Source organism: Stenotrophomonas geniculata ATCC 19374 = JCM 13324, from assembly GCF_001431625.1.
In the GTDB taxonomy this organism is placed as follows: Bacteria; Pseudomonadota; Gammaproteobacteria; order Xanthomonadales; family Xanthomonadaceae; genus Stenotrophomonas; species Stenotrophomonas geniculata.
In genome coordinates, this window is record NZ_LLXT01000028.1 from 1 (window position 1) to 20,587 (window position 20,587).

Sequence of the window (20,587 nt, forward strand, 5' to 3'; positions counted from 1 at the left end):
ATTCATGCGCACCGGTGCGCACGGCCTGGTTGCGCACACTGCGGAACCAGGTACCCGGGTCATCATCGAAGGCGTTTTCCAGCGCGTGGCCGGGCTCTTCGGCCGGGCGGTTGACCACCAGCAGGCTGTCGGCCGGCAGTTCGCGGCCAAGTACCGGTGCCGTCGGATACGCATCGTCGGCAGCGGCGGCGGCGACCGCGAAGTCCAGCTGCAGTTGCAGGGGCTGGCGGATGTCCTGGCTGGCGGTGCGCACATGCAGCGTGCCGCGTCGTTCGGCGGCATCGAAGTACCAGCCTTCAGCAGCGGCGTTGAACGCAGCGGCATCAGCCAGCGCCGGCAGCGCGCGGCCAGCGGCCTGCACCGCACGCGGCGCCTGGCGGCTGAGTACGCGCAAGCCGTAGCGGCGCTGCGGCAGCTGGCCGTTGTACTGGCCCTGCACCGCATCGATCTGCACCTGCACCGGGCCACTGCCCTGCGCTGGCGCCTGCACGCGGATCACCTGCGTGCTCGACTCGCCCTGCTGGTAGCGGCGCGTGTTGCCATCGTCTTCGTACAGCGTGTAGTGCGACTCGCCCTGCGGGTACAGGTCGAAGGTCACTTCATCGAGCGGCTTCTCACCGTCGAACAGCATCGACGGGTACATCGGCAGGATCGCTCCGGCACGCACGAACACCGGCAGCGTGGCCAGGTCCACCTGGCGGTCGAGCTGGCGACCGTCGGCGCCGGCCTGCACGCGGCGGCCGTCCCAGTAGTCGATCCAGCCGCCGGCCGGCAGGTGGATATCGCGGCGCCAGCCACGGCTGGCCGCCTGGCTGCGGTACACCGGCGCCACCAGCAGATCGCGGCCAAGCAGGAACTGGTACTTGTAGGTTTCATCCTGCGCGTGCGGGTCGCGCGGGTTGTCCCACATCAGGCCACGCACCGGTGGTGCGCCGGTCTGCGCGGCCTCGTGCACCAGGCCGTACATGTACGGGGTCAGGCGCATCTTCAACTTCAGGTAATCGCGGTTGATGCTGCGGTAGGGCTCGTCGTACCACCACGGATGCTTGCGTGCGTTCGACGACCAGCCGCTCATGCCCATCAGTACCGGCGTGAACGCCTTCCACTGCAGGTCGCGGGTAAAGGTCTCGGCGCTGCCGCCGAAGATCGCATCGACGTCGCCGCTGGCATAGGCCATGCCGGACAGGCCGGAACCGACCAGGGTCGGCACATGCCAGCGGATATAGTCCCAGCTGCTGCTCTGGTCGCCGGTCCAGGCCACGGCATAGCGCTGGATGCCGGCCCAGCCCATCACCGTCCACAGGAACGGGCGCGAATCGGAATTGTCGAGGATGCCGTTGAACGCCTGGCGGTTGGCGTCCATCGCGAACTGGTAGCCCTTGCCGGTCCAGGCCACGTCCAGCTTCTGCACGCGGCTGCCGGCCTTGCCCACTTCCCAGGCGATCTTGTCGACGCCGTTCTCGGTCCACAGTCCGGTGCGGAAACCGTAGCCGGCCAGCCCCTTCACGGTTTCCGGCAACTGCTTGTAACCGCAGCCGTAGCCGTCGTTGGGCAGGATCCAGCCACCGGGCATGTCGTGGGCGCGGTACTGCTTGGCCACGCTGTCGATCACATCGGGGGTGGTGCCGGTCGGGCCGTCGCTCCAGCCTTCGGGCACGGTGCCGGGCTTCTTGCTGTTGTCGCCATCGTTGTAGCAATCGGCGTCGCCGTAGGACAGCGCCCAGCGCGCGACCATGTTCGGGCGGCCAGTCAGCTGGGTGTAGCGCTCGATCAGTTTCGGCAGGTCGGCGCCGACGAAGTAATAGGCATCGAAGCGGTCTTCGCGATGCAGCAGCGTGGACTGGTCGGCCTCGCGCAGATCGTAGCTGCCATCGCTCCAGGTATTGCGCAGCATGCCCCAGCCACGGCTGCTCAGCAGCATCGGTGCAGGGCTGGGGCGGTCGCCCTCTTCCCAGCCGCCGGAATAGGACACCTCCAGCTCGCGGCCCTTGAACTGGTAGCGGCCGTTCTGCTGGCCGCCACCGAAGTAGCCCTCATCGGCCTGCGAGGACAGCACCTGCACGCTCTGCGTGGCATCCAGGTCCAGTGGCTGCAGTTCCTGCCACAGCGCGGTGGGCTGGCCGTTGTCCAGCCGTTCCAGGCGCATGCGTAGCGGCTGCCGCTGTACATGCAGCACCAGGGACTCGGTCCGCACGCGGATTTCCTGCGCGTCTTCTTCCAGCTTCGCCTGCACGTTGGCCTTGGGCTGCGGCAGTACGATCGGCGCGGCCTTGTCGCCGGCGCCGGTCAGCGTGCCGTTGCGGCCGGCCTGCACGCGGACAATGTCGGTGGCCGGCAGTTCGATGCGGAGGCGCGCGCCCTTGTCGGTCTGCAGGTCCCAGCCCTGCACGCCGTCGCGGCTGGCGCTGGCGGCAACCGAACGCAGGTTGCCGACCGGCTCGGCCTGGGCCGGCATGGACGCCAACATCAATGCCGGCAACAGAGCCAGCATCAGCGGCGAGCGACGAACGCAGATTTCCACACGGACTCCCAACCCGTTCACCGGGCGTTTCGAAAGCGGTTGGGCCGACTCTAGGGCAGCGATTCGAAAGATGTCAACAAATTGAAAGGAAAAAGGAAGATATATTCCACTGAAACGAAAGTTGTTGCGTCGCAATACTTTGTGTAATCGATTGCAGCTGCCTGTTAAGCATTGTGCGATACGGCATTCGCCCCGTTCTTTCGTTTTCCCGAGCGCTCGGCAGCAGGAAAAGTCATCACGTCATTTTCTTTCTTTTTACTTTCGATGTTTGACATTTCGAAAGAAAACGCAGATGGTGCGCTGGCCCAACTGGAACCTCCGAATGGACGTCACCCTGCTTTCCGATGTGTCCGCCTGGCAGCGCCTTGGCGGAGCCGATACCGCTACCGAAATCGCCCAGCAGCCAGCGCTGTGGGAAGCCCTCGCCCAGGATCTGTCGCGTGCCCGCGACCGCCTGCAGGCCTTCCTCGGCGGCAGCCTCAACGATCCCAACCAGCGCGTGCTGTTCACCGGCGCCGGCAGCTCCGGCTTCATCGCCGAGATGGTGGCCGATGCGATCAACGCGCAGTGGCCGGCCGAGGTGCGCGTGGTGCACACCACCAGCCTGCTGACCCATCCGGCGCTGTACCTGCAGCGCGACCGCCCCACCCTGCTGGTCTCGTTTGGCCGCAGTGGTTCCAGTCCGGAAAGCGTGGCCGCGGTGGACCGCGTGCGCGCCGATGTGGATGAGGCACGCTTCCTCGACATCACCTGCAACGCCGATGGCGAACTCGCCCGTCGTGGTGCCGGCCGTGCCGATACCTGCACGCTGCTGATGCCGTCGGCCAGCTGCGATCGCGCCTTCGCCATGACCAGCAGCCTGACCTGCATGCTGCTGGCCGCACTGACCGTGTTCGATCGTTCGCCGTGGGATGCGCGCGTGGCGCGCCTGAAGCAGATCGCCGCGCTGGCCCGCGAAGGCCAGGCGCAGTGGGATGCACCGGTGGCGGTGCTGGCGCAGCGCCCGTTCAACCGCATCATCTACCTCGGCAGCGGCCCGCTGGAAGCGCTGGCGCGCGAGTGCGCGCTGAAGGTGCTGGAGCTGACCGCCGGCCGCGTGCTGGCGCTGGCCAACACACCGCTGGGCTTCCGCCATGGCCCGAAGTCGACGCTGGACGGCAACACCCTGGTGGTGGTGCTGCGCAGCGTGCAGCCGCTGGCGCGCCGCTACGAACAGGACCTGGTGGAAGAACTGCGCCGCGACGGCGTGGCCGGCCAGGTGCTGGCGATCGGCCCGCATTCGGACATCGGCGCCGACGACGAATACACCCTCACCGTGCCGGCACTGGACGATCCGTGGCTGGCACCGGTGTGGCTGGGCTTCGCGCAGCTGTTCGCGCTGCAGCGCTCGGCCGCGCTGGGCCTGACCCCGGACAACCCGTTCCCGGACGGCACCGTCAACCGCGTCGTCAAGGGCGTCACCATCCACCATGGCTGAGCTGATCGCCCACGCCTGCTACGGCATCGACATCGGCGGCACCAAGATCGAGCTGGTGGCGTGCGATGCGGCGATGCAGGTCACCTGGCGCCGCCGCGTGGCCACCCCACAGGGTGACTACGACGGCTTCCTGAAGGCGGTGGTGGCGCTGGTGGCCGAGGCCGATGCGGCGCTGGGCCGCAGCGATGCGGCCATCGGCATCGCCCTGCCCGGCGTGCGCGACCGCCGCAGCGGCCGCCAGCTCAGCGCGAACGTGCCGGCACTGACCGGCCAATGCGTGGCGCAGGATCTGCAGGCACGCCTGCAACGCCCGCTGCACTTCGGCAACGACCTGCAGTGCTTTGCCCTGTCGGAAGCGCATGGCGGGGCCGCCGACGGCTACCCCAGCATGTTCGGCGCCATCCTCGGCACTGGTGCCGGCGGCGGCTTCTGCCTGCAGGGCCGCCTGCTATCCGGCTTCAACGGCCTGGCCGGCGAATGGGGCCACTGGAGCGTGCCCGGCCACCTGCTGCAGCGACATGGCCTGCCGCTGATCGACTGCGCCTGTGGCCTGCAGGGCTGCGTGGAGCGCTACGTGTCCGGTAGCGGGCTGGCAATGATCGAGCGCCACCTCGGTGGCAGTGCCGCGGACGCCAGCGCCGTGATCGCCCTGGCCGAAGCCGGCGATGTACATGCGCGCAAGGCGCTGGACATCCACCGCGATCTGCTTGGCCACAGCCTGGCCGCGCTGGTGCTGGCGCTGGACCCGCACGTGATCGTGCTCGGCGGTGGCCTCTCGCAGTACGCGCCGCTGTACCAGCAGCTGCCGGCGGCCATCGCCGCTCATCTGTTCAACGGCGTGCAGGTTCCGCCGATCGTGCCGCCGCGCTTCGGCGATGCCGGTGGCGCACGTGGTGCCGCCCTGCTCGCCTGCCAACCCTCGTTTTCCTGATTGACCGGAGCCTGACCATGTCCCCGTTGCAGACCCTGCTTGCCTCCCACCGCGCCGGCGCCAACGTCGGCCTGTACAGCGTCTGCTGCAGCAACGAGCAGGTGCTGCGCGCCGCCATGCACGTGGCGCTGGCCCATGGCACCGTGCTGCTGATCGAGGCCACCTCCAACCAGGTCGACCAGTTCGGCGGCTACACCGGGATGACTCCGCCGCAGTACCGCGATTACGTCAGCACGCTGGCCGATGAAGAAGGTTTCCCGCGCGAGCGGCTGATCCTGGGTGGCGACCACCTCGGCCCGAATGCCTGGCAGAAGCGCCCGGCTGCCGAAGCGATGACCCACGCGCGCGTGCTGATCGAAGCCTACGTCGCCGCCGGTTTCCACAAGATCCACCTCGATTGCAGCATGTCCTGCGCCGATGACCCGGTGCCGCTGCCCGACGCCATCGTCGCCGCGCGCTCGGCCGAGCTGGCCGAGATCGCCGAACGCACCGCCGCCGATCATGGCCTGCCGCCGCCGGTCTACGTGATCGGTACCGAAGTGCCGATTCCCGGTGGCGAAGCCTCGCTGGCCGAAGGCCTGCAGGTGACCACGCCCGCTGCTGCCGCGCAGACCCTGGCGATTCATCAGCAGGCGTTCGATACGCCGCAGCTGCGCGATGCGTGGCAGCGCGTGATCGCCATGGTGGTGCAACCGGGCGTGGACTTCGACCACAGCAGTGTGCACGAGTACGACCCGGCCGCCGCCAGCACGCTGGCCGACTTCCTCGAACAGCAGCCGCGCATCGTGTTCGAAGCGCATTCCACCGACTACCAGCGCGAAAGTGGCCTGCACGCCTTGGTGCGCGACCACTTCGCCATCCTCAAGGTCGGCCCGGCGGCGACCTTCGCCTACCGCGAAGCGCTGTTCGCGCTGGCCGCGATCGAGGCCGAACTGCTGCCGGCCGCACAGTGCTCGCGCCTGCCGCAGGTGCTGGATGAAGTGATGGTGGCGCAGCCGAAGTACTGGCAGTCCTACTACCAGGGCGATGAGGCAGCGCTGCGCCTGCTGCGCAGCTATTCCTTCAGCGACCGCTGCCGCTACTACTGGGGCGAGCCCGCGCTGGTGCAGGCGGTGCAGACCCTGTTCGCCAACCTGGAACAGCACGCGCCGCCGCTGGTACTGCTCAGCCAGTACCTGCCGGAGCAGTACCGGGCCGTGCGCGAGGGCACCCTGGCCAATACGCCTACCGCGCTGGCACGGCATCGCGTCGGCCTGTGCCTAGGCGAGTACGCCCGTGCGTGCAGCGCCAACCAGGCCGGAACCCGCACGCATCACGCAGACGCGGCTGCCGCCGTTGCTGCGAACGGCTAATCTCTACCTTTCCCCGCGACACCGAGAATGGCCATGCGCAACACCCGCTCCCGCCGGCAACAGATCCTGCAGCTGCTGATCGAGCACGGCTCGGTGCAGGTGGCCGATCTGGTCGAGCGCTTCGGCGTGTCGGCGGTGACCATCCGTGCCGACCTGACCCACTTCGAATCGCAAGGCCTGGCCAACCGTACCCACGGTGGCGCCACGCTGGTACGCACGCCGCCGCAGGAACAGGACATCCACGAAAAGGACGCACTGAACCTGCCGCTGAAGGAATCGATCGGCGCGTGTGCCGCGCGCCTGGTGCGGCCCGGTGACAACATCATCATCGACTCCGGCTCGACCACGATGACCCTGGCCCGTCACTTGCGCACCCAGCGCGACGTGACGGTGATGACCAATGGGTTGAACATCGCCTGGGAACTGGCCAACGCGCCCGGCATCAACGTGCTGCTGACCGGTGGACTGCTGCGCCAGCAGTCGTTGTCGCTGCAAGGCAGCCAGGCCGAAGCCAGCCTCAACTCCTACAGCTTCGACACCCTGTTCCTGGGCGTGGACGGCCTGGACCTGCAGTTCGGCCTGACCACCCACGATGAAGCCGAAGCCCGCCTCAACCACCGCATGGTCGAGCGGGCGCGCCGCATCGTGGTGCTGACCGACGCCTCCAAGTTCGGCCGCGTCAGCCTGCACCGCATCGCACTTCTCGATCAGATCCACGCCATCATCACCGACGCCGGCATCGACGACGCAACCCGTGAAGGGCTGCAGCGGCTGGGCATCGAAGTGATCATCGCCGAGCCCACTGCATGACCGACACCCGCACCCTGCATGGCCGCATCCTCACGCCGCTGGGTTGGCGGCGTGGCCACGTCCACTTCGATTCGCACATCCGCCAGCTGCAGGTGGACGACCACAGCGGCGCTGACGACCTGCAGCTGCCGGTGATCCTGCCCGGCTTCATCGACCTGCACGTGCATGGTGCGGCCGGCGTCGACCTGATGCAGGGCGGCGACGTGGCACGCACCATCGCCCGCACCCATCTGCGTTTCGGTACCACCACACTGCTGGCGACCACCATGACCGCCGGCCTGGATGAGATCGAGCACGCGCTGCACGGCGTGGCCGCAACCATCGCAGCGCCCGATGCCGATGCCGCCTGCATTGCCGGCGTACATCTGGAAGGGCCGTTCATCAGCCCGCAGCGGCTGGGCGCGCAACCCAACCGCACCATCGAGGCGACGCTGGCGCTGGTGCAGCAGCTGCATGCACTTGCACCGATCCGGGTGATGACGCTGGCGCCGGAAATCGGCGAGCACACCGCACTGATTCCCGCGCTTTCGGCAATGGGCATCCGTGTGCAGCTGGGCCACAGCGCTGGCACTTACGAAGAAGGTGTTGCTGCGCTGCAGGCCGGGGCTTCCGGCTTCACCCATCTGTTCAACGGCATGACCGGCGTCGACCACTACCGGCCTGGCATCGCCGCGGCGGCGCTGGCACATGCGCAGTACGCCGAGATCATTCCCGACCTGCAGCACATCCATCCCGGCGTGATCCGCCTGGCCGCGCGCGCGATCCCGCGCTTGTACGCTGTGACCGACGCCACCGCCGCCACCGGCATGCCCGATGGCGAGTACGCGCTGGGCGAACAGCGCGTGCACAAGTGCGGCGGCTGCGTACGCCTGGCCACCGGTTCGCTGGCCGGCAGCGCACTGACCATGGACCAGGCGCTGCGCAACCTGGTGCGTGTGGGACTGGAACTGGCCGATGCCTCGCATCGCGTGTCCACCTTCCCCGCCGATTACCTGGGCCTGGATGATCGCGGTCGCATTGCGCCCGACGCCCGTGCCGACCTGGTGGTACTGGATGCCGGATTGCGCCTGCAGCAGGTGGTGATCGGCGGGCGCGTCGTCGATCTGACCTGACGCAAGCGATGCGGCCCGGATGCCGCGCGGGCTCCCTGTAGAGCCGAGCCATGCTCGGCTCGCCGCGCGAAGCGCGGCATGGGGAACCTCGATATCGGAACGGAAAGCAGCCGAGCATGGCTCGGCTCTACAGAATGCACTCTGCGACGAACCGCCGCCGGGCCTGGCCCGGCGCTACCACAGGAACTGCCGATGACTGCAAGCACCGCCCCGCGCTGGCCCGTACGCTACCTGCTCTTCATCGGCGGCCTGGGCGGCCTGCTGTACGGCATCGACATCGGCATCATCGCCGGTGCCCTGCCCTATCTTGAAGCGACCGCCAGTCACGCCTGGCAGCTCAGCAGCGAGCAGCTCGGCTTCGTGGTGGCGGCCGTACTGCTGGGCAGCGTGCTGTCCTCGCTGTTCGCCGGCATGATCGCCGACCTGATTGGCCGCCGCGGCGCTATGCTGCTGGCCGGCCTGCTGTTCACCGCCTCGATTCCGATCATGGCACTGGCCTCCGGCTACACGCCGCTGCTGCTGGGACGCCTGCTGCAGGGCATCAGTGGCGGTTTGATCGGCGTCGTGATTCCGCTGTACCTGGCCGAAGTGCTCAGCCCCGAACGGCGCGGGCGCGGCGCGGCCATGTTCCAGCTGCTGCTGACCGTTGGCCTGGTGCTGGCAGCCCTGATCGGCCTGTACCACGCCCATGCCGTGGATGCCGCCGCCGAGGCCGTGCGCTCGCTGCCGGTCGCGCAGCAGGCGCAGGAACTGTTCACGGTGAAGGACCACGCTTGGCGCACCATCTTCTGGACCTGCCTGGCGCCCGGCCTGCTGTTCTGCGCCGGTATCTTCTGGCTGTCCGAATCACCACGCTGGCTGGTGCGCCGCGGCCGCATCGATGAAGCCCGCCGCAGCCTTCAGCGCGTCCTCCCCGCCGCAGACGTCGAGCCCACGCTGACCCAGATCCAGGCGCCGGAATCGAGCAGCAGCGACGGCAAGCGCGATCCGCTGCTCAGCCGCCGCTACGTGGTGCCGTTCGTGCTCGCGTGCGTGGTGCTGGCCTGCACCCAGGCCACCGGCATCAACTCGGTGCTGGCCTACGCGGTCAACATCCTCAACCAGGCCGGCCTGTCCGGTTCGGTGGCCAACGGTGCCGACGTGGCGATCAAGCTGCTCAACGCGGTGATGACCGTGGTCGCGCTGCTGCTGGTCGACCGCAAGGGCCGCAAGTTCCTGCTGATGCTGGGCAGCGGTGGCATCTGCGTGGCCCTGCTGGCGGCGGCCACGCTGTTCTTCCAGGCCGAGCGCGGACGCGCCGATGTGCAGCCTCAGCTGCAGGCGGCGGTCAGCGGCGAAGGCCTGCAGCTGGTGCTGGATGACGCGCAGTGGCAACGCCTGAGCAATGGCATCGACAGCCAGGGCCGACCGATGCAGCTGACCGTGTCGTACGCCTATGGTGATTTCACCAATGTGCGCGCCCTGCGCAGCGACAACCTGATTGATCGCGAACTGCGCATCGAGCGCACCGGCACCGTGCAGCCGGACAGCGTGATCGGTGCGTTCTTCCGCAAACTCCACCTGAATCCATTTGCCGACCCGGCCAGCGCCAGCCAGGCGCCATTGCGCATCGAGCAGGCCCGCATTGGCCCGGTGCCGCCACCGGCACACGGCTGGGCCGTGGCCACCTGCATCCTGGTGTTCGTCGCGTTCTTCGCCGTCGGCCCCGGCGTGTGCGTGTGGCTGGCACTGTCGGAGCTGATGCCGAACCGCATCCGTTCCAATGGCATGAGCATCGCGCTGCTGATCAACCAGTTCGTGTCCACCACCATCGCCGCCATCTTCCTGCCCACGGTGGGCCACTACGGCTACGCCAGCATGTTCGTGTTCTGGGCGGCGTGCACCTTTGTGTTCTTCCTGGTGGCCGCGTTCTGGCTGCCGGAGACCAAGGGCAAGTCGCTGGAAGAGATCGAGGCACGGTTCGCCCGGTAGCGGTCGACCTTGGTCGACCTCCATGCGCAGCGTGGGGGTGTTGGCACGTCCGTCAGTCGCCAGTGATGTGCTTGGCCAGCGCCTGCGCCTCGACAACGCTGGGCAACCCGCTCAGCATCATCGATTCGCCGAACGGTCCCTGCACCGTCGCCACCATCAGCACGCGGCCATCCACGCTGATCGCCGCTCGCTGACCGACCAGTGCTGCCGTGCCATCGTGGATGCGCTGGTGCGCTTCGTGTCGAAACCGGATCTGCAGGCCCGGCTGCTTGGCCTCGTCCAGCACGTAGCGCACATCGGCGATGTCGGCGCTGCCAGCGATCGGCGGCTCGCGCAGGGCGAGCGTTTCGCCCTGCCACTGCGCCTGCCTGCCCTTGCCGTCCGCATCGACCGCGCTCAGGCGTACATCCACACCCGCGCGCGGCGCATGATCCTTGCCTGCCAGCGCACCGGGCGTGGCACCCGGCATGCATCCGGCCAGCACCAGCGCTGCGCCCAGCAGGAACGGAAACGCGCCCCTCACTTCAGCTTCCGCAGCTTGAACGCCACCAGCACCTGCAGCAGCCCGTACAGCAGGCTGCCAATGCCGATCCACAGCGTGGTCACCGCCACGCCTGCATACGGATTGGCCGCGAACAGCAGCCCCAGCACCACCGCCAGCACGCCACTGAGGATCAGCAGCCACTCGCCCTGGATCTGCTTGCGCACGCGGATCGCGAACACGATGCGATAGATGCCGGCTACCAGCAGCCACGCCGCCAGGAACAGCACCAGCACGCTGGCGGTGGCCAGCGGATTGATCACCGCCAGGATGCCGAAGCCCAGCGAGGCGATGGCATACAGCGCCAACCAGCCACGCGAGGCACCACTGCCGCCGCTGATCAGTGCGAACAGGCTGATGACGCCTTCAACGATGGCCATCACGCCCAGTGTCCAGGCCAGTGCCATCGCTGCGGACAGCGGCCAGCCAATGGCAACGATGCCGAAACCCAGTGCGACGAGCCCGTACAGCAGCAGGATCCACCAGCTGCGCCCAACCGCCGACAACAAGGGAGACAAGGGGGAATTCATGGCCACTCCTCCGATCCGGAACCGGCCTCATCCTAGCCCCTGTGGATGAAGAGGGCGATCACGGCGCCCGCGCACAGACCCACACGCGCACCTCCGCTGCGCCGGCCAGGCGCAGCGTCTCGGCGACCTCCATCACCGTGCTGCCAGTGGTCATCACGTCATCGACCACGGTCAGCCGCGAGGGCACGGAACCACGCACGTCGAACGCATCGAACAGGTTTTCCCTGCGCTGTTCGGCCGTGCGTTCAGACTGCGGTGCGCTATGCCGCTGCCGGTACACCCCCTGCCAGACCGGCATCGGCAGCAACCGGCACAGCTCGCCGGCCTGGTTGTAGCCGCGCTGGCGCAAGCGTCGCCTGTGCAGCGGCACCGGCACCAGCGGCGTGCACGACCACGGCGGCGGTGCGCGCTGCATCAGCTGCGCGAGCAGGCGTCCGGCGGCGAGATCCTGATGGAACTTGTAGCGGACCAGCAACTGGTCGACCGGCGGCAGGTACAGCAGGCTGGCATGCGTGGCGGCCTGTGGCGGCACCTCTTCGCGGCAGGTGCCGCAGACGATCAACGCTGTGCCCGGCAACGGCAGCGCGCAGCGCAGGCAGGCCCGGCCGGCCCAGGGCAGTCCGGCCAGGCAGGCATCGCAGAGATCGAGTCCATCGTGGCCCGGGTCACCGCAGACCAGGCAACGGAGCGGTAGCAGCACACGAAGTGCGGCCTGCACGTGGCGGCCCGGGTCGAAGAAGGCAGACATGCGCTTCAGCCTGACGGCGCCGTCAGTGCGTTGCCATCGGGGGGGCCCTCAACGAGCCGTAGGGGTTTTGTCGCCCACCCGCTGCCCCGATCACCTCACCGCGTTGGCGCAGGCTTCGCATCCACCCGGGTGCGATACACCATGTACGGCGCCTGCCGGCGGTCAACGCCACCATTGAATCCGGCCTGCCGATGCAGCTGGTTGGCAGTGAAGTACAGGTAGCCATCCGGCCCCATCGACAAGGTATCCGGCCACAGGATGCGCGGGTCGTGCACCACGGTCGTCCAGCGCCCCTGCGCATCACGGGCATGAATGGCGTTGTGCTCGTAGTCGCTGGCGTACAGCCGCCCGTTGGCATCCATCTCCATGCCATCGGAGGCGCCCTTCTCGCCGAGGTCAACGACCGCAGCAGCCAGCGCCGCCTCGCTCACCTTCGGGTCGCGCAACAGTGCGGTGGGCACGCTGTACAGATGGCGGCTGGACAGTGGCGTGTAGAACAGCGTACTTCCATCCGGCGAAAGCGCGATGCCATCGGCGGCAACGGTGAACGGTGCCGACGAACCGTCGGCCTTGCGCAACCGCATCTGCCGGCCCTCCACGATCGGCACGAACGCGGGATCGGCCGAGGTGGATACATGACCGATCAGACGCTTGGATGCCGCCCCCGTAGCGAGGTCGATGACGATGATGCCGCCAATGCCGCTCAGTGACGAGTCGGTCACGTAGGCCACGCCCTCGCGGCCGACACGGAAATCGAAGCGCACATCGTTGACATAGGTGCGCGCATCGATGACGTTGGCCGGGAACACCAGGGTCTTGGCCACGGTATTGGTGGCCAGATCGATCGCCACCAGCTTGGCGCCGCCGGCCTGCGGCGCTGAAAAGCCCGGTGCGGCGGTGTCCAGTACCCACAGCCGGCCCTGGCCATCGGCCACCACGCTCTGCACGCTGATGAAGTGTGCTGCCGGGTCGGGATCGTCCTTGCGGTTGATGCGTGCATCCGGATAGGGCACGGCACGGCCATCGCGCCACTCGGCCACACTGTAGGCCACTTCATCGCCCCAGCGCGGGAAGTTGACGAAGATCCGCCCGGTCTCGGACACCGCCACGCTGGTGGGCATGGCACCTTCGAAACGCGCCACCGGCTCGATGACACCGATGCTGCGTTCGCTGGGAAGCACAGGCGTGCCTGCCAGCGCCAGCGCGGGGGAACTGGCCAGGGCCAGGACGGCAGCCGCCAGGCTGCGGATACGGCAGTTGATCATGGTTGCTCTCGATGCAGGTCCGGGTACAGCCCCGGTGTCGACGCATCTTCAGCGGCGCACCCGGCATCGGGTAGACGGTGCAACGCGGAATCAGCTTCACTGCAAAAGTGAAGATTTCGACCTGATTGATCCTGTTGATCAAGGTAATCAGTGATGCCTATCCGCTGGCTCTGCTTTCGGCACCATCAACAACTCCGCCAACCCACGGTAGATCGCCACCCGGCAGACCAGCCCGGACACGCCACGCGCGATCAGCACCGTGGCCAGGATCGGCAGCAGCAGATCACCACTGTCGGTCAGCTCCAGCGAGATCACCGCCGAAGTCAGTGGCGCCTGAGTGACGCCGGTGAGGTACGCACACATGCCCAGCAGCACGAACGCGCGCGGGTCCACGCCGGGCATCAGCACCGCCAGGTTGTGGCCCAGTCCCGCACCGACCGCCAGCGCGGGCGAGAACAAGCCTCCGGGAATACCGGCCACGTACGATGCGAGGTTGGCCAGCAGCTTCATCAACCCGAACTCGTGGCCGACCACCGCCTGCCCCTGCACCAGGCTGCGCGCCTGCTCATAGCCGGTGCCGAACGCGCCTTCACCGAAGACCAGGGCGAGCAGTACCACCACCAGACCGCAGCCTGCGGCCAACAGAACCGGATGCCGCTGCCGCAGTTGCCCGAGCCAGCGCGGGCGGCCCGCCGCACTGGCCAGCACCGCACGCGCGAACAGGCCGCCCAGCAGGCCCGCCACCACGCCGCACAGCAGGATTGCCAGCCAGCCCTGGCCGAGCGGCAGGCGTGCGCTCACATGGCCGAAATAGGTGTAGTTGCCCAACAGGCCCAGCGACACCACGCCACCGACGATCACCGCAGTCAACAGGGTGCCCGAGAAGCGATGCTCGAAACGACCGCTGAGCTCCTCGATGGCGAAGACGATGCCGGCCAGCGGCGTGTTGAACGCCGCCGCGATACCCGCCGCACCACCGGCCAGCAGGAAGTGCGAGAGCTCGCGGGGATCCTTGAAACCGAACCAGCGGCCGAACAGGTACATCAAGCTGGCGCCTACGTGCACAGTCGGGCCCTCGCGGCCCACCGAGGCGCCACCCAGCAGTGACAGCGAGGTCAGCAGCAGCTTGCCGGCCGAAACCGCGGGTGAAAGGTTGGTCTTCCGGAACGGCTCATCGGCCTTGTCCAACGCGGCGATGACCTGTGGAATGCCGCTGCCGCGCGTGGGCTTGAGCACACCGGCGGTCAACCAGGCCAGCAGCGCGAAGATGCCCGGCGTGAGCAGCAGGGCCCACCACGGCGAGTGCGACGTGATGCGCTGGAACAGATGGAACGCCGCGTCGCTGGCCTTGGCGAACAGGATCGCCACCAGCGCCACGGCCACGGCGCCGCCCCAGAGCGCGGCGCGGCGGCGCCAGGCTTCGCTGAGAACTAGCGCGGTGATGCGGCCGCGGAGGCGATGGAGATCGGTCATGGGAAAGAGTCTGCGCGCCAGCGCTTTGGTTGGGCAGCGGCCACTGTGGCCGAAGGCCTTGCAGGATGTGGTGAATGCGCCCACGCGCCGGGAACCGCATGCTTTGGCAGCGATGGCACGCCGTCCCACATGTGTGAAGGCCGGCCGACTCCTTCCGGGTTCGTCCAACGCGCCTCGTGGAGGTAGCATTGCAGCCGCTGTCCTCTGGGGAGGGGTGCAGCTCCGCCGGCAACGACAGGCCGCCACCGCTCGTCATCGCGGTAGCGCTTGCCAGCACCTGCGTGCCGACATCTGCGTGAATTGCTTCGTTCTCGACATCCTCAATGACAATGGAGTGTGAGATGAATGCCTACGACCCGCTGGATCACATCATCCATCTTCGTGATGGCACGCTGCAGGAATCAGACCTTCGCCGGATTGTCGGTCGCGCGCTGCAGGCCAGGTCACCTTCCGGAATCGTTATCCATGTACATGGCGGCCGCGTTTCGCAGAAGCGTGGACGGCGCATCGCAGAAGCCTTGCATGACCCCTATGTGCGGGCACAGGCCTACCCCTTGTTCTTCGTCTGGGAAACGGGTGACATCGAAGCTCCGTTGAACAACCTGGGCGAGATCCTGGGTGCAGTACTTGCCAAACTTCTCTTCAGGAAAGTCCACGACAAGATCCTGGAAAAGCTAGGCGGCGGGCAGGTTCTCACGCCCGGTATGAAGATCCTCAACGCCGCGCCACCCGACGAGGAGAGCCTTTCGGCAGATCTCGCGCAGGAATTCGCTGATGATCCCGAGGTGAACCAGGCCATTGCCGAGGCCCGTGACGATTACAGGGAGGCGACGCTGGCGCCCGCCAACAAGATGCTGGCACACGAACCGCCAGCCGAACGCGCGGCCATCGTCAACGAGCGCACGGCCATGGAACTGTTTGGCACTCCGTCACCCAACAAAGCCGTGGCATTGAATTGGATCGCGCTGGCCATCAAGGTGGCCAGACTGGTGATACGCGTATGGCAGCGCCAGCAGAATGGTCGAGGGCGCCCAGGCGCCGTCTCTGCCGTGATCGTGGAAGAAGTGCTGCGTGAGTTCTATCTCGATGACGTGGGGCGCATCGGCTGGTGGAATCCCATGAAGAAGGACGCACAGGATTCATTCGACGGCCCCGCATCGGGTGGCGTCAGATTCCTGCGCGAGCTGCACAGTCAGTTGCAGTCCGAAGCCCCTGTTCCCCGCATCACGCTCGTCGGCCACAGCGCCGGCAGCATCTTCCTGTGCGAGCTGTTGGACCAGGCGGCGCAGATCCTTCCGGATCTGAAGTTCGACCTTATTCTCGAAGCGCCTGCGGTGACGTGTCGTCGGTTCGCGCGTGCCATCTCGAAGCACGAGGACCGAATCGGGAGGTTCCGGCAATTGGCGATGAGGGATGCCGACGAAGCCAACGAGCGCTCACTGTTCTTTCCCGGTTCGCTGCTCTACATCGTGTCCAACATCTTCGAAGATGCTGCCGATGAGCCTCTGCTCGGCATGGAACGCTTCTTCACCCGGGAGAACGTCTATCGCAACTCTGCGGCGTGGGCAGACATCTCGGCCTGCCAGGCGTTCTTCGCCCGGAAGGGAGAAAGCGCGGTGAGCTGGTGGACCCTTGATGACCTCAATGCCGACCAGCGCGAAGGTTGGGGCCACGGCTACTTCGATGACGGTCCCTTCATCCTCGGCAAGGTGACCGCGCTGATCAGCGAAACACCGCACACGCCTTGATGCCGATCACTTTTCGCGCTCGACGACAGAAGCAACGCTCCGGGCGGGATCGCCCGGAGCGCAAACACTGTAAACCATGTAAACATGAATATTGTTGACAGCCTGCGCGCGCCCACCCACACTGCCGCCCTCGCTCCACTCGTACCCAAGGTCCCGCCATGGCTGCTGCCATCCGCCACGACTGGCAACACGACGAACTGCAGGCGCTGTTCGATCTGCCGTTCCCCGAGCTGCTGTTCCGCGCCGCAGCGGTCCATCGCGAGCACTTCGATCCGGCGCAGGTGCAGGTGTCCACGCTGCTGTCGGTGAAGACCGGCGGCTGCCCGGAAGACTGCGCGTACTGCCCGCAGGCGCAGCGCTACAACACCGGGGTGAACCCGCAGAAGCTGATGGAGACCGACGCGGTGCTGGCCAAGGCACGCCAGGCCAAGGCCGCCGGTGCCTCGCGCTTCTGCATGGGTGCCGCGTGGCGATCGCCGAAGGACCGCGACATCCCGAAGGTGGCGGCGATGATCGCCGGGGTGAAGGCGCTGGGCCTGGAGACCTGCGCCACGCTGGGCATGCTCAGTGGCGAGCAGGCGCGTGCGCTGAAGGATGCGGGCCTGGACTACTACAACCACAACCTCGACACCGCGCCGGACTACTACGATTCGATCATCCACACGCGCCAGTACCAGGACCGCCTGGATACGCTGGAACACGTGCGCGATGCCGGCCTGAAGACCTGCTGCGGCGGCATCGTCGGCATGGGCGAGACGCGCGCGCAGCGCGTCGGCCTGCTGCTGGCGCTGGCCACGCTGCCGGCGCATCCGGATTCGGTGCCGATCAACAAGCTGGTGCAGGTGGCGGGTACGCCGCTGCATGGCAGCGCCGAACTGGACCCATTCGAGTTCGTGCGCATGATCGCGGTGGCCCGCATCGCCATGCCGCGCTCGATGGTGCGGCTGTCGGCCGGGCGCGAGGCGATGAGTGACGAACTGCAGGCGCTGTGTTTCCTGGCCGGCGCCAACTCCATCTTCTACGGCGACAAGCTGCTGACCACCGGCAACCCGGAAAGCGAGCGCGACCTGGCCCTGTTCGCTCGGCTGGGGTTGCAGCCGATGGCGGTGCAGGTGGATGCCGAAGGCCACGACCACGGCGGTACCGTGCACGCCGATATCAGTGCCGATACGCCCGGCTGTGGCTGCGCTCACGCGGCCTGAGACGGGCCGCAAGCAGGCGCCGCGGCAACGCGCTACCCTAGCCGCCCCGTCGACGCATTCAGCCACCATGGCCCGCCCCGACCTGACCGCCCGCCTCCACGCCCAGCGCGCTCTGCGCGATGCCCAAGGCCGTCGCCGCCCGCGACGCACGGTCACCCGTCGTGATGGCGTGCGCCTGGAAGTGGACGGCCAGTGGCTGACCGGCTTCTGCAGCAACGACTACCTGGGCCTGGCCCAGCAGTTCAGCGTGGTCAACGCGCTGCAGGACGCCGCCGCACGCGAAGGCGCTGGCGCCGGTGCCTCGCACCTGGTCTGCGGCCATCATGCCTTGCATGAGGCGCTGGAACGAGAGGTGGCCGAGTGGCTTGGCTATCCACGTGCGCTGCTGTTCGGCAGTGGCTTCGCCGCCAATCTGGCGGTGCAGCAGGCACTGCTGAGCGAAGAGAACGACGTGTGCGTGCAGGACAAGCTCAACCACGCCAGCCTGCTCGATGCGACCCGGTTGGCCGGTGCACGTCTGCGCCGCTATCCGCACCTGGATCCGGAAGGCGCAATGCGTCAGCTCAAGCACGCGCCCGATGGCGCGGCCATGCTGGCCACCGATGGTGTCTTCAGCATGGATGGCGACATCGCACCGCTGCGTGCATTGTCGCTTGTGGCACGCCTGCAGCAGGCGCTGTTCTATGTGGATGATGCGCACGGTGTCGGCGTGGTCGGTGATGGCCGTGGTGCCGTGGCCGCCGCCGGGCTGGGCGTGGACGACGTACCGCTGCAGCTGGTCACACTGGGCAAGGCACTGGGCGGTTCCGGTGCGCTGGTGCTGGGCCGCGACGACCTGATCGAGCATCTGGCCGAAACCGCGCGCCCGTACATCTACACCACCGCCGTGCCACCGGCGATGGCCGCTGCTGCGCTTGAAGCAGTGCGCCTGGCGCGCCGCGACCACTGGCGTCGCACAAAGCTGACCGACCTGATCGCGCTGTTCCGCACTGAAGCGCGTCGCCATGGCCTGGACCTGATGGCTTCGGAAACACCGATCCAGCCGCTGCTGTGCGGCGATGACCGCACCGCCGTGGCGATGTCCACGGCGCTGGAACAGGCCGGCTGGCTGGTCGGTGCAATCCGCCCGCCGACGGTGCCGGAAGGCAAGGCACGCCTGCGCGTGACACTGTCCGCGCTGCATACGCCGGAACAGGTGCGTGGCCTGGTGGAGGCCATCGCCAGCGCGCGCGATCGCGTGACCCTGGCCGTGCGTGAAGCCGCGCCACCGCCGCTGCCCGCTTTTGCCTGAGTTCCGTGTCGTTGCCCATGCATATTGACGTCACCGGCCGTGGGCCGGACCTGGTACTGATCCACGGCTGGGCCCTGCAGGGCGGTGTATTCGCGCCGCTGGTGCAGCGCCTGGCAGACCAGTTCACCCTGCACCTGGTCGACCTGCCCGGCCATGGCCACAGCCGCGACGACACCACGCCGCTGCGCCTGCCGTTCGTGGTCAGTGCCATTGCCGCGGCCACACCCCCGGCGGTGTGGTGCGGCTGGTCGCTGGGCGGCCTGTTCGCACTGCATGCGGCGGCCACGCTGCCGAAGGTCCGCGGTCTCGCGATGATCGCCGCCACGCCGCGTTTCGTGCGTGGCGAGGATTGGCCGCACGCGGTGGAGCCGGCGGTGTTCGAGCAGTTCGGGCGTGAGCTGGCGACCGACTTCGGCGGCACGCTGGAACGCTTCCTCGCGCTGGACGTGATGGGCTCGGCGCATGCCCGCGAGGAACTGCGCACCCTGCGCCAGCGCCTGGTCGAGCGCGGTGCGCCCACCGAACGCGCCCTGCTGGAAGGCCTGCGCCTGCTGGAGAGCACCGACCTGCGCGGGGCACTGCCGACGCTGGGCAAGCCCAGCCTGTGGATCGCCGGCCAGCGCGACCGCCTGGTGTCACCGGTCGCCATGCAGGCCGCTGCGGCGCTGGCCCCGGGTGCGCAGGCGCTGACCATCGCCCACGGCGGCCATGCGCCCTTCCTCGGCCATGCCGACGAAGTGGCCGCCGCCCTGCAACACTTCGTTGCCGGCCTGTCGCCGGCCGATGGCGGACAATGAGCCCCCTCCGAATTCCGCAGGATTGACGCATGGATCTGGGTATCAACGGCCGCTGGGCACTGGTCTGCGGCGCAAGCAAGGGGCTGGGCCTGGGCTGCGCGCGTGCGCTCGTACGCGAGGGCGTGAACGTGGTGATCGTGGCGCGTGGCGAGGCTGCACTGAAGGTCGCCGCCGACGAACTGCGTGCACTGCCCGGTGCCGGTGAGGTGCGCGCCGTCGCCGCCGACGTCACCACCGAGGCCGGCCGCACTGCGGCGCTGGCCGCCTGCCCGCAGGTGGACATCCTGGTCAACAATGCCGGTGGTCCGCCGCCCGGTGATTTCCGCAATTTCGAACGCGACGACTGGATTGCCGCGCTGGACGCCAACATGCTGGCGCCGATCGCGCTGATCCGCGCCACCGTCGACGCGATGATCGAGCGCGGCTTCGGCCGCATCGTCAACATCACCTCGTCGGCGGTGAAAGCCCCGATCGACATCCTGGCGTTGTCCAACGGCGCGCGCAGTGGCCTGACCGGTTTCGTCGCCGGCCTGGCGCGCCGCACGGTGGCCCACAACGTCACCATCAACAATCTGCTGCCCGGCCAGTTCGACACCGACCGCCTGCGCGCCAACTTCGCCCACAGTGCGGGCAAGGACGGCGATGCCGGCGAAGTCGCCGAACGCCGCCGCCAGCAGATTCCCGCCGGCCGCTTCGGCATGCCTGACGAATTCGGCGCCGCCTGCGCCTTCCTGTGCAGTGCACAGGCCGGTTACCTCACCGGACAGAACCTGCTGATCGACGGCGGCGCCTACCCCGGTACGTTCTAAGAGACTTTC

General features: G+C 67.7%; 17 protein-coding genes. 11 read left to right on the plus strand and 6 right to left on the minus strand.

All coding sequences use genetic code 11. The features are described from left to right. Positions 1–2,521 (minus strand): glycoside hydrolase family 31 protein (locus ARC63_RS01605; RefSeq protein WP_057502376.1); only part of this gene is annotated, 2,521 nt, incomplete at its 3' end. 322 nt (positions 2,522–2,843) lie between these two features. On the opposite strand from ARC63_RS01605, the gene ARC63_RS01610 reads away from it, so the two are divergent. The 6 genes from ARC63_RS01610 (at position 2,844) to ARC63_RS01635 (ending at position 10,174) form a co-directional block, all read left to right on the plus strand. Then, entirely contained in the window at positions 2,844–3,998 is a 1,155-nt protein-coding gene (locus ARC63_RS01610; RefSeq protein ID WP_057502357.1) for an SIS domain-containing protein, read from the plus strand. Next, a complete protein-coding gene (locus tag ARC63_RS01615; protein WP_019336807.1) occupies positions 3,991–4,929 on the plus strand; it encodes an ROK family protein in 939 nt (312 codons plus the stop codon). Before ARC63_RS01610 ends, ARC63_RS01615 begins: the two co-directional genes overlap by 8 nt. 17 nt (positions 4,930–4,946) lie before the next feature. Continuing rightward, positions 4,947–6,281, plus strand: a complete 1,335-nt coding sequence (locus ARC63_RS01620; RefSeq protein WP_057502358.1) for a D-tagatose-bisphosphate aldolase, class II, non-catalytic subunit — start codon at positions 4,947–4,949, stop codon at positions 6,279–6,281. A 33-nt stretch (positions 6,282–6,314) separates the two neighbouring features. Beyond that, entirely contained in the window at positions 6,315–7,091 is a 777-nt protein-coding gene (locus ARC63_RS01625) for a DeoR family transcriptional regulator (protein WP_010482152.1), read from the plus strand. Further along, a complete protein-coding gene (gene nagA / locus ARC63_RS01630) occupies positions 7,088–8,203 on the plus strand; it encodes an N-acetylglucosamine-6-phosphate deacetylase (RefSeq protein WP_057502359.1) in 1,116 nt (371 codons plus the stop codon). Before ARC63_RS01625 ends, nagA begins: the two co-directional genes overlap by 4 nt. Before the next feature lie 192 nt (positions 8,204–8,395). Beyond that, on the plus strand, positions 8,396–10,174 hold the full coding sequence (locus ARC63_RS01635) for an MFS transporter (protein ID WP_057502360.1): 1,779 nt from the start codon (positions 8,396–8,398) through the stop codon (positions 10,172–10,174). Positions 10,175–10,226: 52 nt separating this feature from the next. Here ARC63_RS01635 and ARC63_RS01640 read toward each other — a convergent pair whose 3' ends face one another. The 5 genes from ARC63_RS01640 to ARC63_RS01660 form a co-directional block, all read right to left on the minus strand. Beyond that, a complete protein-coding gene (locus ARC63_RS01640; RefSeq protein WP_057502361.1) occupies positions 10,227–10,697 on the minus strand; it encodes a SecDF P1 head subdomain-containing protein in 471 nt (156 codons plus the stop codon). After that, positions 10,694–11,245 (minus strand): HdeD family acid-resistance protein, encoded by a 552-nt coding sequence (locus tag ARC63_RS01645; protein ID WP_021203354.1) that lies wholly within the window; start codon positions 11,243–11,245, stop codon positions 10,694–10,696. Before ARC63_RS01645 ends, ARC63_RS01640 begins: the two co-directional genes overlap by 4 nt. Positions 11,246–11,303: 58 nt before the next feature. Beyond that, the gene (locus ARC63_RS01650; protein ID WP_057502362.1) at positions 11,304–11,993 is read right to left on the minus strand and encodes a ComF family protein; all 690 of its coding nucleotides are present in this window, start codon (positions 11,991–11,993) and stop codon (positions 11,304–11,306) included. A gap of 95 nt (positions 11,994–12,088) precedes the next feature. Continuing rightward, on the minus strand, positions 12,089–13,258 hold the full coding sequence (locus ARC63_RS01655; RefSeq protein WP_057502363.1) for an L-dopachrome tautomerase-related protein: 1,170 nt from the start codon (positions 13,256–13,258) through the stop codon (positions 12,089–12,091). A 147-nt stretch (positions 13,259–13,405) separates the two neighbouring features. Continuing rightward, entirely contained in the window at positions 13,406–14,731 is a 1,326-nt protein-coding gene (locus ARC63_RS01660; protein ID WP_057502364.1) for a chloride channel protein, read from the minus strand. A 341-nt stretch (positions 14,732–15,072) separates the two neighbouring features. On the opposite strand from ARC63_RS01660, the gene ARC63_RS01665 reads away from it, so the two are divergent. From ARC63_RS01665 to ARC63_RS01685, 5 genes are all read left to right on the plus strand, one after another. Continuing rightward, entirely contained in the window at positions 15,073–16,479 is a 1,407-nt protein-coding gene (locus tag ARC63_RS01665) for a hypothetical protein (RefSeq protein WP_057502365.1), read from the plus strand. Between the two features lie 158 nt (positions 16,480–16,637). Further along, the gene (gene bioB / locus ARC63_RS01670) at positions 16,638–17,681 is read left to right on the plus strand and encodes a biotin synthase BioB (RefSeq protein WP_057502366.1); all 1,044 of its coding nucleotides are present in this window, start codon (positions 16,638–16,640) and stop codon (positions 17,679–17,681) included. A gap of 67 nt (positions 17,682–17,748) precedes the next feature. Then, on the plus strand, positions 17,749–18,972 hold the full coding sequence (gene bioF, locus ARC63_RS01675) for an 8-amino-7-oxononanoate synthase (protein ID WP_049480069.1): 1,224 nt from the start codon (positions 17,749–17,751) through the stop codon (positions 18,970–18,972). A 17-nt stretch (positions 18,973–18,989) separates the two neighbouring features. Further along, the gene (bioH, locus tag ARC63_RS01680) at positions 18,990–19,769 is read left to right on the plus strand and encodes a pimeloyl-ACP methyl ester esterase BioH (RefSeq protein WP_010482172.1); all 780 of its coding nucleotides are present in this window, start codon (positions 18,990–18,992) and stop codon (positions 19,767–19,769) included. A gap of 29 nt (positions 19,770–19,798) precedes the next feature. Further along, positions 19,799–20,578: an SDR family oxidoreductase gene (locus ARC63_RS01685; RefSeq protein WP_057502367.1), complete on the plus strand. Its 780-nt coding sequence runs from the start codon at positions 19,799–19,801 to the stop codon at positions 20,576–20,578. Positions 20,579–20,587 lie beyond the last annotated feature (9 nt).